This window comes from Mesorhizobium sp. M0496 (assembly GCF_040321205.1).
GTDB lineage: Bacteria > Pseudomonadota > Alphaproteobacteria > Rhizobiales > Rhizobiaceae > Mesorhizobium.
In genome coordinates this window covers 77,908-90,798 of sequence record NZ_JAMYRC010000030.1, presented here as the reverse complement: position 1 = coordinate 90,798, position 12,891 = coordinate 77,908, and the positions used below count along the sequence as shown (strand labels likewise).

Genomic DNA, 12,891 nt, shown 5'->3' with positions numbered 1-12,891 from the left:
GGCGGCCAGCAAAGCAACCAAGTTCCATCAGACCGAAGAGGATGCGCATGGCCGCCACGAGGTGCGGCGTGCCTTCGTCATTCCCTTCGCGCAGACGCCAGGCAGGAATGCCCTCGTCGACCTTTGCGCCATCGGCCGCGTCGAAAGCTGGCGCACCGTCAATGGCAAGACCACGCACAAGGTCCGCTGCTATGCGCTGTCGCGCAAAATGCCGGCAAACGAACTGCTCGCCACAGTACGCCGCCACTGGAGCATCGAGAATGACCTGCACTGGCAACTCGATGTCCTGCTCGGCGAAGATCAAATCAGAGGCCGCAAGAACAACACGGCCGCCAATCATGCCATACTTCGCCGCCTCACGCTCAATGTTCTCAGAGCCGATCCCGAAAAAATCCCGCTCAGCCACAAACGACTCAAAGCACGATGGGCCGACCAAGACCTCCTCCGCCTCTTTACTCATATGCGATAGCCCTGCCCTTGCGGGGGAGATGGCCGGCAGGCCAGAGGGGGGTGGGCGGGAACGCAACCTTTGCCCGCTGGGCAAAACAACAGTGCCTCCCCTTCCATGACCGCCTATCTCCTAAAACGCCTTGCCATCGCCATCGCCACTCTGATCCTGGCTTCCATGGTGGTGTTCGCCGTGCTCGAGATCCTGCCCGGCGATCCGGCGCGGCTGATGCTGGGCATGAACGCCAGCGCCGATCAGGTCGAGCTGCTGCGCAACCAGATGGGCCTCAACGCGCCGCTTGGTCTACGCTATCTGCACTGGGCCGGCGGTTTGCTCAGCCTCGATTTCGGCCGCTCCTACACCTATTCGGTGCCGGTCATCGACCTGGTGCGCGAGCGGCTGGCCGTCTCGCTGCCGCTGGCGCTGATTGCGCTTGCGCTCTCCACCATCATCGCCATCCCCGTCGGCCTGTTTTCCGCCAGCCGGCGTGGACGCATCGGCGATACGGTGTCGATGGGCGCCGCGCAGCTTGGCGTCGCCGTGCCCAATTTCTGGTTCGCCCTGATGCTGATCTATGTCTTCGCCGTCTGGTTGCGGCTGGTGCCTGCCGGTGGCTTTCCCGGCTGGAGTGCCGGCATCTGGCCGGCACTGAAATCGCTGTTGCTGCCGGCGGTGGCTCTCGCCTTGCCGCAAGCGGCGATCCTGGCGCGCGTCACCCGCTCGGCGCTGATCGAGGTGCTGAACGAAGACTATATCCGCACCGCCCGCGCCAAGGGCTTGCCCTATCGCGCCGTGCTGTGGCGCCACGCGCTGCGCAATGCCATGATCCCGGTGCTGACCATCCTGGGCCTGCAATTCGCCTTCCTGCTCGCCGGCACCATCATCATCGAGAATGTCTTTTACCTGCCCGGCCTCGGCCGGCTGGTGTTCCAGGCAATCACCCAGCGCGACCTGATCGTCGTCGAAAGCGTCGTCATGCTGCTGGTCGCCGCCGTCATCGCTGTCAACCTCCTCGTCGACCTTTCCTATGCAGTCGTCGATCCGCGCCTGAGAAGCCGGCAATGACACTGCACATAGACATCCCCGAAGAGACGTTTGGCAGCATCCTGGCCAAGGCATTCAGGAACACCGCCTTCGTTGCCGGTTTCGTCATCACCTCGCTGATCCTGGCAATGGCAATCGTCTCCTATGCGTGGGCGCCCTACGACGTCACGAAACTGGTGATATCGGACAAGACACAGGCACCCTCGCTGGCACACTGGTTCGGCACCGACCATTTCGGCCGTGACATCCTGTCGATGGTCATGGTCGGCGCCCGCAATTCGATTGCCGTGGCGCTGGTCGCGGTCGGCATCGGCATGGGGGTCGGCGTGCCGCTCGGCGCCTTTGCCGCGGCACGCGGCGGCCTCGTCGACGAGGCGCTGATGCGGCTGAACGACCTCGTCTTCGCCTTCCCGGCACTGCTGTCGGCGATCATGATCACCGCCATCTTCGGGCCGGGCGCCGTCAACGCAATCATCGCCATCGGCATCTTCAACATCCCGGTCTTTGCCCGTGTCGCCCGGGCCGGCGCGCTGGCGATCTGGCCGCGCGAGTTCATTCTTGCCGCGCGCGCCGCAGGCAAGAGCAGCACGCAGATATCAATCGAACATGTGCTGCCCAACATCGCCACGCTGCTTTTGGTGCAAGGCACCATCCAGTTCGCGCTGGGCATCCTTGCGGAGGCCGGGCTGTCCTATCTGGGCCTGGGCGCCCAGCCGCCAATGCCGAGTTGGGGCCGCATGCTGTTCGACGCGCAGACCCGCATGGTGGTGGCGCCATGGATGGCGATCTTTCCCGGCATGGCGATCGTCGTCACCGTGCTCGGCCTGAACCTTCTCGGCGATGGCATCGCCGACATTCTCGACCCAAAATCGCGGCGGCAGCGATGAGCCTGCTCGATATCCAAAACCTGTCGCTGACCATCGGCGACACGCCGATCCTCAAGGGTATGGAGCTTTCCGTCGCGCCCGGTGAAGTGATGGGGCTGGTCGGCGAATCCGGTTCGGGCAAATCGATGACCGCGCTGACGGTGATGCAGCTTCTGCCCCATGCCGCGCGCGCCACCGGACGCGTCACATTCGACGGCATCGACCTCCTCGCAGCGAGCGAGGACCAGATGTGCGCGCTGCGCGGCGACGACATCGGCATGGTGTTCCAGGAGCCGATGACGGCGCTCAATCCGGTCAAGACCATCGGCGAACAGGTCGCCGAAGGCATTCGCTGGCACACCAAGGCAAGCCGCCCCGAAGCCGAAGACCGGGCGCGAAAAATGCTCGACCGTGTCGGCTTGCCCGAAGCGAAATTCCCGATGTCGCGCTACCCGCACGAACTGTCGGGCGGCCAGCGCCAGCGCGTCGTCATCGCCATCGCATGCGCGCTGAAGCCGAAGCTGCTGATCGCCGACGAGCCAACCACGGCGCTCGATGTGGTGCTGCAGGCCCAGATCCTCGACCTCTTGCGCGATCTTGTCGCCGAGAACCGCATGGGGCTGCTGCTGATCTCGCACGATCTCGCCGTGGTGACCGAGATGGCCGACCGCATCACCATCCTGCGCCGCGGCGAGGTGATGGAAGCCGGCGACACGGCGCGCACGCTTTCCGAACAGCGCCACCCCTACACGCGTCAATTGGCGCAGGCCTCGATGCGTGTGCCGGCGCGCGCCAGGCCGCATGGTGTCGAGACGGGCCGACCTTTGCTCCAGGTCGAGGGCGTGACCCGCGACTATGCCGGGCGGCGCAGCTCGCTGTTCAGGCGCGCGTCTGATATCCGCGCCGTCGACGACGTGTCCTTGTCGATGGCGCCCGGTCAATCGATGGCGCTGGTCGGCCGCTCCGGCTGCGGCAAGTCAACGCTCGCCCGCATGATCCTGGCGCTGGACCGGCCGAGCTCCGGCACGATCCGGTTTCGTGGCGAGACCATCACCGGCAAGAGCGAAGCCGAGCTGAAGCCGGCGCGACGTGACATGCAGGTCGTTTTTCAAGATCCCTACGGATCCTTCGACCCGCGCCAGAAGGTCGAAAAACTGGTCGCCGAGCCACTGCATGTTCTGGAAAAAAAGCCGACGCGCGCCGAGCGCCGCGAAATGGTGGCGCATGCGCTGCACGAAGTGGGGCTCGGCATCAGCGACATGGACAAATATCCGCACGAATTTTCCGGCGGCCAGCGCCAGCGCCTGTCGATCGCTCGCGCCATAATCACCCGCCCGAAACTGGTCGTCGCCGACGAGCCGGTCTCGGCGCTCGATGTCTCCATCCGTGCCCAGATCCTTGATTTGTTCGCAGAGCTGAACCAGAAGCTCGGCATCGCCTATCTCTTCATCACCCACGACCTGACCGTCGCCCGCGCCATCACGGACGAGGTGCTGGTCATGCATGACGGCAAGATCGTCGAGCGCGGCAAGACCAGCGACGTGCTCGATCACCCGCAATCCGAGGCGGCCAAGGCGCTTGTCACCGCCGCCCCCGATTTGCACCGGGCGATCGCTCGGCGAATGCAGGAACAGGGTTAACCTCTCAGATCATCTGGAATTTTCCGGTGGCCTTGAATCGGAGGTAGGCGTCGATGCTGCGCGCCATGTTGGGTAGCATTTCAGGCAAGCCGTCGGGCGCAAACCAGCCGACGGCGCTGCTTTCGTCATCGGTGACGGCCGGCTCGCCTTCAAAGAAGCGCGTGTAGAACATCAAGGCGAAGAACTGGGCGCGGTCGCCATTTGGAAACTGGAAGGTTTCATAGTGGGGGTCGCAGCCGAACCCGAATGGTTCGACATCACTGACGATCAACCCGGTTTCCTCAAGCACCTCCCGGATGACCACCGCTTCCAGACCCTCGCCTTGCTCCGCATTGCCGCCAGGCAGGCCCCACAGGCCAAAATCGGTCCGTTTCTGCAACAGGATGCGGCCGTCGGCGCGTTCGATGACGATGCGCGCTCCCGGCATCAGCACGAGACGATTCCCGATCAGTGCCCGCAATTGTCCCAGATAGCTGTCGGCAAAGGCCATTTGAATACTCCCTTGGCGTCAGCGAACCGCAATGCCTAGCCTTCCCGCTTCACCACATCGACCGGGCTGATGTCGAGCAAGTCGAGCGTGCGCCGCAGCAGCCGCACCTCGCTCTCGGCCAGTTGCGAATCCGCCTTGGCGATGTCCGCCATATGTTGGGCCAATTGCTTGCGCCGTTCGATGTCGAGATCGCGGAACAGCGCAATCGCCTGCGAGCCATTGGTCTCGTAGCCGAACTCGTTGAGATATTCGATGACGCTGTCGATGCTGGTTTCCGCAATGCCGAAGGCATCCTTGCAGATGCGCCGGAAGGCAACCATCTCGCTCTCGCTGACCGATCCGTCGGCCAGGATCATGCGAAACAGCATCAACAGTTCCGCCGACAGAACCGGATCGTCTGCCACTTTGCGCACGCCCGGGTCGCCGTCGAAGATCTGACGTATCTGGTCCAGCAATGCGAACGCCATCATGGTCCCTTTCCGATTCCTCTTCATAGAGGTAGCGCGGAATCGGTCTTGCGCAAACAGGGCGGTCGTGGTCGAACGCCCGACATCTCAGCCAGCCGGATCGCTCCATACATCAGATGATCGACCTTAGCATCCAGACCGTCGCCGTGCTCGCCTTCGCCGGCTTTGCTGCGGGCTTTGTCGACTCGATCGCCGGCGGCGGCGGACTGATCACCATTCCAGCACTGCTGCTTGCCGGTTTCTCGCCGGTCGAGGCGCTTGGAACCAACAAGCTCCAAGGCATGTTCGGCTCCGGCTCGGCGACCATCCACTACGCGTCGAAGGGTCATGTGGACCTGCGTCGGCAATTGCCATCGGCGCTTTTGGCCCTTGTCGGAAGCGCCATCGGCGCCTTGCTGGCGACGATCGTGCCGGGTGACATTCTGCGGGCTGCCCTGCCCATCGTGCTGATCGCCATCGCGCTCTACTTCGCGTTCAAGCCCAACATGAACGATGTCGACCGCGCCGAGCGCCTGTCGCCATTCCTGTTCGGACTGACCCTGGTGCCGGCAATCGGCTTCTACGATGGCCTGTTCGGACCAGGCGCCGGCTCCTTCTACATGCTGGCCTTCGTGGCACTTGCCGGCTACGGCGTGCTCAAGGCGACAGCGCATACCAAATTGCTCAACTTCGCCTCCAACATCGGCGGCTTCATCGTCTTCACCGCCTTCGGCGTCGTCTATTGGAAGATCGGCCTGATGATGGGCATTGCCCAGTTCCTCGGCGCCCGCGTCGGCGCCAGCTTGGCCATGCGCATCGGCGCAAAACTGATCAAGCCGCTGCTGGTGATCGTGTGTCTGGCGCTTGCGCTGAAACTGCTGGCCGACCCGGCGAACCCGCTGCGGGCCCTGATTGGTGTGTAACCATACGCCTGATAGACTGCCGCTGTTCGAATCATGTTGCGAGGAGCCAAACATGAATCTTAGCGCACCCACCCAGATCGTTTTTGTCATTTCCGTTGTTATCGCCATCATCGGCGTTCTCGCCGCGCTTGGCATTCTTGCGTTCATCCCACTCGCATCGGTGTGGATTGTTCTTATTGCTTTCATCGTGCTTGCCGGCGGCTGCCTGATGCGCGGCGCCTGACCAATTCCCTTGAAGTGGGGACGAAGAGCGCCCGGCCAAAAGCCGGGCGCTTTTGTTTCCGGCCCCAGGTCTGCTAGATTTGACTTGGCGCAAGGATGGCCGATGCCAGTCGAGATGCAACTCCAGCAAGAGCAGGACCAATCCGTCGCCGGGCGGTTCGAGATGCGCCAGCGCCTGCCCGATCCTCGACTTCAGGGCATTGTGTCGGACATTTGCGGCTATCGCGAATTGGCGCCCGGCCATATGCGCAACGTCGAATACGCCTCGCTCACCGTACCGCTGGTCATCAGCTTCGCCGAACCCTTCGCCATCGGCCTCGGCGAGGCGCCCGGCGACAATGACCGCTTCGCCAGTTTCGCCGCCGGTCTCTATGCCGGACCGGTGGTCATCGAATCCTTCGGCGGCGCCTGCTGCAACCGGGCGCTCGGCCTGTCGAGGCAGCGGACTGCCGACTGGGCGGATATCGCCGCCGATTGCGGCTATTCCGACCAGGCGCACCTCGTGCGCGAGTTCCGTGGTCTTGCCGGCGAGACGCCAACCTCGCTCGCCATCAGGTAACATTTCTTCAAGACGCTGGAACGGCCTTCGCCCAGAGTGGGGCACCGACCAACCCCATTGAAGGAGATCGACATGACCACCAGCAACGAAGCGCCCCGCCTCTACCCCGCTTTGCGCTACAAGGACGCGGCGAAAATGATCGACTGGCTATGCGAGGCCTTTGGCTTCAGTGTCCAGGCCCGTTATGGCGAAGGCGATGTCATGCACCATGCCGAACTGGTCTTCGGCTCCTCAATGATCATGCTCGGCACGGTGCGCGACGACGACTACGGCAAGATGGTCGGCGAACCCGGCTCAGGTAGCGGCAAGTCGATCTACATCGCCGTCGACGATGCCGATGCCGCCTACGCCAAGGCCAGGAAGGCCGGCGCCACGATCATCCAGGAATTGACGAACCGCGACTATGGCAGCCGCGAATTCATCTGCCGCGACCCGGAAGGCAATGTCTGGTCGTTCGGCACCTACTGGCCGAAGGCAGGCGAAAAGGCCTGAGTCAACCTGAGGTGTGCTGCGAACTACCGCGCCAGCGCAAAGATTGCGTCGCAGTCGAGATGGGTCTCCAACTCGGCTGCGACCTCGTCCAAGGCCCGCTCGACCTCGGCCCGATAGTCGATGCCACCACCCTTGATGCCGAGGCTTTCGAGGAATTTCCCGCGAAAGCCGTCGGCACCAAACAGCCCGTGCATATAGGTGCCGATCACCTTGCCATCGGCCGAGACTGCCCCGTCATCGACGCCATTGATGACTGCTGACGGCCGCAGCGTATCCGGTCCAGTGGTGTGGCCGAGATGGATCTCGTAGCCTTCGAGCGGCAGGTCGAACAGGACCGAACGGGCGCTGACGTTGCGCACCGTCTTCTCTGGTTCCATCACCGTTTCGACGTCGAGCAGGCCGAGCCCTTCGGCTTCGGTGACGCTGCCTTCGATGCCGTCGGGATCGCGCACGATACGGCCGAGCATCTGGAAGCCGCCGCAGATGCCGACGACATGGCCGCCGCGCTTGGCGTGCGCGAGAAGGTCGCGATCCCAGCCGTTCTCGCGGAACTTCAGGAGATCGCCGATCGTCGACTTCGAGCCTGGAATGACCACCAGCCCAGCATCGGCAGGCAGCGGTCTTCCCGGCGGCACGAACACCACCTCGACCTGCGGCTCGGCCTTGAGCGGGTCGAGATCGTCGAAATTGGCGATGCGGCCAAGCATCGGCACGGCCACCTTCAGCGCGCGCGTCTCGCCGGACGCCAGCCGTTCCAGCACCACCGAATCTTCCGAAGGCAAGCGCGCCGCCGCCTTCAGCCACGGAACGACGCCGAAACAGCGCCATCCCGTGAATTTTTCGATCGACCTGATGCCGTCATCGAACAGCGAAACATCGCCGCGGAACTTGTTGATGAGATAGCCGATGATCATGCGCCGGTCCTCTTCCGGCAGAATTAGATGCGTACCGGCAACCGAAGCGATGACGCCGCCGCGATCGATGTCGCCGACCAGCACCACCGGCACGTCGGCGCGCGTGGCAAAGCCCATATTGGCGATGTCGCGGCTGCGAAGATTGATCTCGGCCGGCGAGCCGGCGCCCTCGACGATGACCAGATCGGCGCCCTCGCCGACCTTGCTCCAGGAGTCCAGAACGGCGTCCATCAGCCGGCCCTTCATCGCCTGGTAGTCGCGCGCCCGCGCTTCGCCGAACACCTTGCCCTGCACGATGACCTGAGCGCCGACATCGGTCTGCGGCTTCAGCAGCACCGGGTTCATGTGGACCGATGGCGCGACGCCGCAAGCGATCGCCTGCAGCCATTGCGCGCGACCGATCTCGCCGCCGCCGGCTTTATCGCCGGGGATATCGGCAACGGCGGCGTTGTTTGACATGTTTTGCGGCTTGAACGGCCGCACCTTCAACCCACGCTTTTTTGCCGCGCGGCAGAGGCCGGCGACCAGCACCGTCTTGCCGACATCCGAACCCGTACCCTGCAGCATGATCGCTTTGGCCATCAGCCCCTGCCCTGCGCCACGGTTCCGGTGATATCGGATTTCTGCGCCAGCGGCCCGCCGCGCCAGATGTAGAGCGCCAGCAATGGGTCTTTGCCGGTGCGCATGGCGTGATTGACGTTGGACGCGTGGTGGACGACCTCGCCAGCCGTGCGCATGCAAAAGCCGCTCTCGCCCATGCGCCATTCGGTGCCGCCGGTCAGCGGAACGTAGATTTCTTCGGCGACGTGATGATGGTCGGGATAGACGATATCGGGCCCAAGGATCAGCAGGCCGGCGGCGACCTCGTCATTGGCGAAATGGCCGCGCGTGCCGAATACTTCCAGCCAGCCGTAATTGTCGATGAACTCTTTTCCGAAATCCGCCTCGCCATAGGTCTGCCCCCAGCGGAAATCGTTCCGACGCTCGGCAAGCAGTTGCACCAGCGGCTTGGCATCCGGAGGCGCCAGTTCGGCGGCGCGATCGAGATGACGCAGGCAGGCGAGCGGATGCGGCTCCAGCATACGGGCTGGCATCTCCCAATTGATCCGCAACACGGCGTCACGCACCAGGGCGTTATCCACAGAAGCGAGATAGGCGTGGAACCGCCCCAGCAGATCATCGAATCTTGTCGTCACATCGTGCTCCGGACACCCATTGATGCACAGCCGCTCCCCAAAGGGTCGGGTTGCGCGGCGGCATCATTGGTCTAGATTGGTGCGCGCGCAAAGCCAAAAACGACAGGCCAACAGGTCGAAGATATTAGGGAGCACGCCATGGACGCCGCGGTCGATGCGAGCACCAGCCAGTTCGAACTCAATGAGGAGCAGCGCGCCATCCAGGAGATGGCACAGGCCTTCGCTGCCGACCGCGTCGCGCCCAACGCGCTCGACTGGGACCGCAGGAAACACTTTCCTGCCGATGTGATCCGCGAAACCGGCCCGCTCGGCCTCGGCGGCATCTATATTAGGGACGATGTCGGCGGTTCGGCACTTGGCAGGCTTGATGCGGTGCTGATTTTCGAGGCGCTGTCGCACGCCGATCCGGCCTTTTCGTCCTTCATCTCGATCCACAACATGGTGGCCTCGATGATCGACCGCTTCGGCAATGAAGAGCAACGCCAGCGCTTCCTGCCGAAGCTCACCTCGATGGAGTGGCTGGCGAGCTATTGTCTGACCGAGCCGGGCTCCGGTTCCGATGCCGCGGCGCTCAAGACGCGTGCGGTCAAGAGCGGCGGCGACTATGTCCTCAACGGCACCAAGCAGTTCATCTCGGGCGCCGGCGACAGCGATGTCTATGCCGTCATGGTGCGCACCGGCGCTGAGGGACCGAAAGGCATTTCCACCATCGTCGTGCCGAAAGACGCGCCGGGCCTCTCCTTCGGCGCCAACGAGCACAAGATGGGGTGGCACATGCAGTCGACCCGCCAGGTCATCTTCGAGGACTGCAAGGTGCCGGCGGAGAACCTTTTGTCTGGCGAAGGCGCTGGCTTCGGCATTGCCATGGCGGGCCTCGATGGCGGCCGGTTGAACATTGCCGCCTGTTCGCTGGGCGGCGCACAGTCGGCGCTCGACAAGGCACTTGCCTACACCGCCGAGCGCAAGGCCTTCGGCTCGAAGATCAATCAGTTCCAGGCGCTGCAGTTCAAGCTGGCCGACATGGAGACCGAGTTGCAGGCGGCGCGCATCTTCCTTTATGCCGCCGCCTCGAAGCTCGACCGCAAGGCACCGGATGCCGGCAAATGGTCGGCGATGGCCAAGCGCTTCGTCACCGACACCGGCTTCAATGTCGCCAACGACGCGCTGCAACTGCTCGGCGGTTATGGCTATCTGCACGATTACGGCATCGAGAAGCTCGTGCGGGATCTGCGCGTGCATCAGATCCTCGAAGGCACCAACGAGATCATGCGCGTCATCATCGCACGGGCATTAATTGGAAGGCAGTAGGCAGTAGGCAGTAGGCAGTAGGCAGTAGGCAGTAGGCAGTGAGATGACCGGCAAGATCAATTCATACAAGGATCTTATCGTGTGGCAGCACGGGATGGACCTGGCTGTCGCCACCTATTCCTTGACCAAGGCATGGCCAAAAGAGGAATTGTATGGGCTGACCAGCCAAATCCGCCGCTCTGCAAACTCTATTCCTGCAAACATCGCGGAAGGCTATGGCCGAGACAACAGAGGCTCTTATCAGCAATTTCTCAGGATTGCCCAGGGCTCGTTGAAGGAGTTCGAGACACACCTCCAGATCGCCGAACGCATTGGCCTTGCCACGCATGATCAAGCTGATCACTTGCTGACATCGACCGAGGGCATCGGCAAAATGCTTCGCCAGCTTATTTTCAAACTTGCACCCGAATAGACTGCCTACTGCCTACTGCCTAGCCAAATCACGGAGCACCACGATGACCACCATCGCCTTCATCGGCCTCGGAAACATGGGCAATCCAATGGCTGCCAACCTAGTCAAGGCGGGGCATGCCGTGCACGGCTTCGACCTGGTGCCGGAAAACCTTACCGTCGCGCGCGAGCATGGCGTCCTCATCATGGCCAACGCACCGGCCGCTGTGAAGGATGCCGACGTGGTGATCACCATGCTGCCGGCCGGCAAGCACGTGCTGTCGGTCTATGAAGACATCGCGCCCAAGGCGAAAAAGGCCGCGTTGTTCATCGATTCCTCGACCATCGACGTCGAATCAGCGCGCAAGGCGCATGCCATAGCCGCCAAACACGGCCTGCTGTCCATCGATGCTCCGGTCTCGGGGGGCACAGGCGGTGCTGCGGCCGGCACGCTGACTTTCATGGCCGGAGGCGCCAGCAAAGCTTTCGCTGCCGCCGAGCCGGTCCTGAAGCCGATGGCCGGCCGTATCGTCCATTGCGGCGACGACGGCGCCGGACAGGCGGCCAAGATCTGCAACAACATGATCCTCGGCATCTCGATGATCGGCGTCGCCGAGGCCTTCGTTCTGGCGGAAAAGCTCGGCCTCTCGCATCAAGCACTGTTCGACGTCGCCTCGACGTCCTCCGGTCAGTGCTGGTCCTTGACCACCTATTGCCCGGTGCCCGGCCCGGTGCCGACTTCGCCCGCCAACAGGGACTACAACCCAGGATTTGCAGCGGCACTGATGCTGAAAGACCTGAAATTGTCCCAGGAAGCCGCGCAAAGCGCGGGCGCGGTGACACCACTTGGCGCCGAAGCAGCCCAGCTCTATGCCTTGTTCAACGCCCAGGGACATGGCGGCGCCGATTTCTCCGGCATAATTAATTTTCTGCGCGGCAACCCAGCGTAACCAACGGATTTGGCGGGCTTTTTCCGATTTCCTCGCGCGGAAAAAATGCAAATTTAGATTTGCTTAAGCTCTCGATAACCCCCCGGTAACGATGTCCCTTTAAAACGGATTGCGAGGCGGACATATCGCATCCGCCCGGCGCTCCGGATCAGGTCTCGCGTACCGGAGCCCGTAAGTTTCGACAAGTGCCGTAGGTTTCGCAAAGTGTTTGAGTAGCGAAGCGCCATGCGTATCTGGCAAAGCCGCGTTCCCGATGGAGCGCGGTTTTTGCGTTTCCGCCGGTTCATCTGCCCAGTCCGGTTTATATTCCGATTGCCGCATTCGGGATCGGGACATGATCTTCGTTGATCAGCACGATCGGCGCATCGGCTCCCTCGAGCCTGACGACCAGCAGGCGCAGACCCCACGTGCCGGCAGTGCGGACAGCGGTTGAGTAGGCAGTGCCCTTGCCCTTGGCGCCGTGGACCGGAATGCTGAACTGGGCGTCGCCAGCGCCATTCGCATTGACATTGAGATGACCGCCGACCCAGAAACTGTCGGTCACATCATCGCCAAGGGCGGCCTTGACGCGGTCGTCGGCGCGAAGCCTGTCCATGGTCATGTGATAGGCATCGCTGCCTTTCAGGACGTAGGGGATGCTGCCGACCATCGTCGCACAGCCGCCGATCCCGACCACCCACACGGCAAGGCCGGCGATTGCCCAGTTGCGTTGCGTCTTGCGAAACTGCTCCGCGTCGCGCCATGCGCGATTCCGCCAGGCCCAGCGACTGCCGCGCGCGCCCAGCACGATGATCATGATGATGTTGACCAACGGGATCAGCGCCAGCAGCGCGATGAAGGTGCTGTTGCCGATGCCCCAGATCCAGTTGAGGAAGAAGGCGCCCCAGTTCCAGCGGTCGAGTTCGGCTGGAATTTCAGCCGGCTGGTTGAGCGGTTGTCCGGCCATCGTGTCCCCCATCGGCAACTGTACCGACTGGTTCTAGCGCATGCACTCCTCGATGCG

General features: G+C 62.8%; 16 protein-coding genes. 11 read left to right on the top strand and 5 right to left on the bottom strand.

Annotation, left to right across the window (positions count from 1 at the left end):
• Positions 1-61: 61 nt before the first annotated feature.
• From NKI73_RS23110 to NKI73_RS23095, 4 genes are all read left to right on the top strand, one after another.
• On the top strand, positions 62-469 hold the full coding sequence (locus tag NKI73_RS23110) for an ISAs1 family transposase (protein ID WP_352633120.1): 408 nt from the start codon (positions 62-64) through the stop codon (positions 467-469).
• Between the two features lie 96 nt (positions 470-565).
• Positions 566-1,513: an ABC transporter permease gene (locus NKI73_RS23105; protein WP_352633115.1), complete on the top strand. Its 948-nt coding sequence runs from the start codon at positions 566-568 to the stop codon at positions 1,511-1,513.
• On the top strand, positions 1,510-2,379 hold the full coding sequence (locus tag NKI73_RS23100) for an ABC transporter permease (protein WP_352633114.1): 870 nt from the start codon (positions 1,510-1,512) through the stop codon (positions 2,377-2,379). The genes NKI73_RS23105 and NKI73_RS23100 overlap by 4 nt, the downstream gene beginning before the upstream one ends.
• Positions 2,376-3,998, top strand: coding sequence for an ABC transporter ATP-binding protein (locus NKI73_RS23095; RefSeq protein WP_352633113.1), 1,623 nt, complete (start codon positions 2,376-2,378; stop codon positions 3,996-3,998). The genes NKI73_RS23100 and NKI73_RS23095 overlap by 4 nt, the downstream gene beginning before the upstream one ends.
• A gap of 4 nt (positions 3,999-4,002) precedes the next feature.
• Here NKI73_RS23095 and NKI73_RS23090 read toward each other — a convergent pair whose 3' ends face one another.
• Both NKI73_RS23090 and NKI73_RS23085 read right to left on the bottom strand, forming a co-directional pair.
• Positions 4,003-4,488, bottom strand: coding sequence for an NUDIX domain-containing protein (locus tag NKI73_RS23090; protein WP_352633112.1), 486 nt, complete (start codon positions 4,486-4,488; stop codon positions 4,003-4,005).
• 35 nt (positions 4,489-4,523) lie between these two features.
• Positions 4,524-4,955: a TerB family tellurite resistance protein gene (locus NKI73_RS23085; RefSeq protein WP_352633119.1), complete on the bottom strand. Its 432-nt coding sequence runs from the start codon at positions 4,953-4,955 to the stop codon at positions 4,524-4,526.
• A gap of 116 nt (positions 4,956-5,071) precedes the next feature.
• Between NKI73_RS23085 and NKI73_RS23080 the strand changes: the two genes are divergently transcribed.
• From NKI73_RS23080 to NKI73_RS23065, 4 genes are all read left to right on the top strand, one after another.
• On the top strand, positions 5,072-5,857 hold the full coding sequence (locus NKI73_RS23080) for a TSUP family transporter (protein WP_352633111.1): 786 nt from the start codon (positions 5,072-5,074) through the stop codon (positions 5,855-5,857).
• A gap of 52 nt (positions 5,858-5,909) precedes the next feature.
• Positions 5,910-6,080: a hypothetical protein gene (locus NKI73_RS23075; protein WP_352633110.1), complete on the top strand. Its 171-nt coding sequence runs from the start codon at positions 5,910-5,912 to the stop codon at positions 6,078-6,080.
• Between the two features lie 102 nt (positions 6,081-6,182).
• A complete protein-coding gene (locus NKI73_RS23070; RefSeq protein WP_352633109.1) occupies positions 6,183-6,638 on the top strand; it encodes an AraC family transcriptional regulator in 456 nt (151 codons plus the stop codon).
• 72 nt (positions 6,639-6,710) lie between these two features.
• Complete coding sequence (locus NKI73_RS23065; RefSeq protein ID WP_352633108.1) at positions 6,711-7,130, top strand: VOC family protein; 420 nt, start codon at positions 6,711-6,713, stop codon at positions 7,128-7,130.
• Positions 7,131-7,153: 23 nt separating this feature from the next.
• Here NKI73_RS23065 and NKI73_RS23060 read toward each other — a convergent pair whose 3' ends face one another.
• Positions 7,154-8,626, bottom strand: a complete 1,473-nt coding sequence (locus tag NKI73_RS23060) for a cobyric acid synthase (protein ID WP_352633107.1) — start codon at positions 8,624-8,626, stop codon at positions 7,154-7,156.
• Entirely contained in the window at positions 8,626-9,240 is a 615-nt protein-coding gene (locus NKI73_RS23055) for a dimethylsulfonioproprionate lyase family protein (RefSeq protein WP_352633106.1), read from the bottom strand. Before NKI73_RS23055 ends, NKI73_RS23060 begins: the two co-directional genes overlap by 1 nt.
• 138 nt (positions 9,241-9,378) lie before the next feature.
• On the opposite strand from NKI73_RS23055, the gene NKI73_RS23050 reads away from it, so the two are divergent.
• The 3 genes from NKI73_RS23050 to mmsB are packed head-to-tail and all read left to right on the top strand — an operon-like array spanning position 9,379 to position 11,888.
• Positions 9,379-10,548: an isobutyryl-CoA dehydrogenase gene (locus NKI73_RS23050; RefSeq protein WP_352633105.1), complete on the top strand. Its 1,170-nt coding sequence runs from the start codon at positions 9,379-9,381 to the stop codon at positions 10,546-10,548.
• A gap of 43 nt (positions 10,549-10,591) precedes the next feature.
• Entirely contained in the window at positions 10,592-10,960 is a 369-nt protein-coding gene (locus NKI73_RS23045; protein ID WP_352633104.1) for a four helix bundle protein, read from the top strand.
• 43 nt (positions 10,961-11,003) lie between these two features.
• A complete protein-coding gene (mmsB, locus tag NKI73_RS23040; protein WP_352633103.1) occupies positions 11,004-11,888 on the top strand; it encodes a 3-hydroxyisobutyrate dehydrogenase in 885 nt (294 codons plus the stop codon).
• A gap of 301 nt (positions 11,889-12,189) precedes the next feature.
• Here mmsB and NKI73_RS23035 read toward each other — a convergent pair whose 3' ends face one another.
• Complete coding sequence (locus NKI73_RS23035; protein ID WP_352633102.1) at positions 12,190-12,834, bottom strand: cytochrome c oxidase assembly factor Coa1 family protein; 645 nt, start codon at positions 12,832-12,834, stop codon at positions 12,190-12,192.
• Positions 12,835-12,891: the final 57 nt, after the last annotated feature.

Excerpts from the sequence above, each read along its gene's own strand:
- NKI73_RS23050 (WP_352633105.1), top strand. The coding sequence starts at position 9,379 with ATGGACGCCGCGGTCGATGCGAGCACCAGCCAGTTCGAACTCAATGAG.
- NKI73_RS23080 (WP_352633111.1), top strand. The coding sequence starts at position 5,072 with ATGATCGACCTTAGCATCCAGACCGTCGCCGTGCTCGCCTTCGCCGGC.
- NKI73_RS23065 (WP_352633108.1), top strand. The coding sequence starts at position 6,711 with ATGACCACCAGCAACGAAGCGCCCCGCCTCTACCCCGCTTTGCGCTAC.
- NKI73_RS23085 (WP_352633119.1), bottom strand. The coding sequence starts at position 4,955 with ATGGCGTTCGCATTGCTGGACCAGATACGTCAGATCTTCGACGGCGAC.
- NKI73_RS23070 (WP_352633109.1), top strand. The coding sequence starts at position 6,183 with ATGCCAGTCGAGATGCAACTCCAGCAAGAGCAGGACCAATCCGTCGCC.
- NKI73_RS23060 (WP_352633107.1), bottom strand. The coding sequence starts at position 8,626 with ATGGCCAAAGCGATCATGCTGCAGGGTACGGGTTCGGATGTCGGCAAG.
- NKI73_RS23095 (WP_352633113.1), top strand. The coding sequence starts at position 2,376 with ATGAGCCTGCTCGATATCCAAAACCTGTCGCTGACCATCGGCGACACG.
- NKI73_RS23035 (WP_352633102.1), bottom strand. The coding sequence starts at position 12,834 with ATGGCCGGACAACCGCTCAACCAGCCGGCTGAAATTCCAGCCGAACTC.
- NKI73_RS23090 (WP_352633112.1), bottom strand. The coding sequence starts at position 4,488 with ATGGCCTTTGCCGACAGCTATCTGGGACAATTGCGGGCACTGATCGGG.
- NKI73_RS23075 (WP_352633110.1), top strand. The coding sequence starts at position 5,910 with ATGAATCTTAGCGCACCCACCCAGATCGTTTTTGTCATTTCCGTTGTT.
- NKI73_RS23105 (WP_352633115.1), top strand. The coding sequence starts at position 566 with ATGACCGCCTATCTCCTAAAACGCCTTGCCATCGCCATCGCCACTCTG.
- mmsB (WP_352633103.1), top strand. The coding sequence starts at position 11,004 with ATGACCACCATCGCCTTCATCGGCCTCGGAAACATGGGCAATCCAATG.
- NKI73_RS23045 (WP_352633104.1), top strand. The coding sequence starts at position 10,592 with ATGACCGGCAAGATCAATTCATACAAGGATCTTATCGTGTGGCAGCAC.
- NKI73_RS23100 (WP_352633114.1), top strand. The coding sequence starts at position 1,510 with ATGACACTGCACATAGACATCCCCGAAGAGACGTTTGGCAGCATCCTG.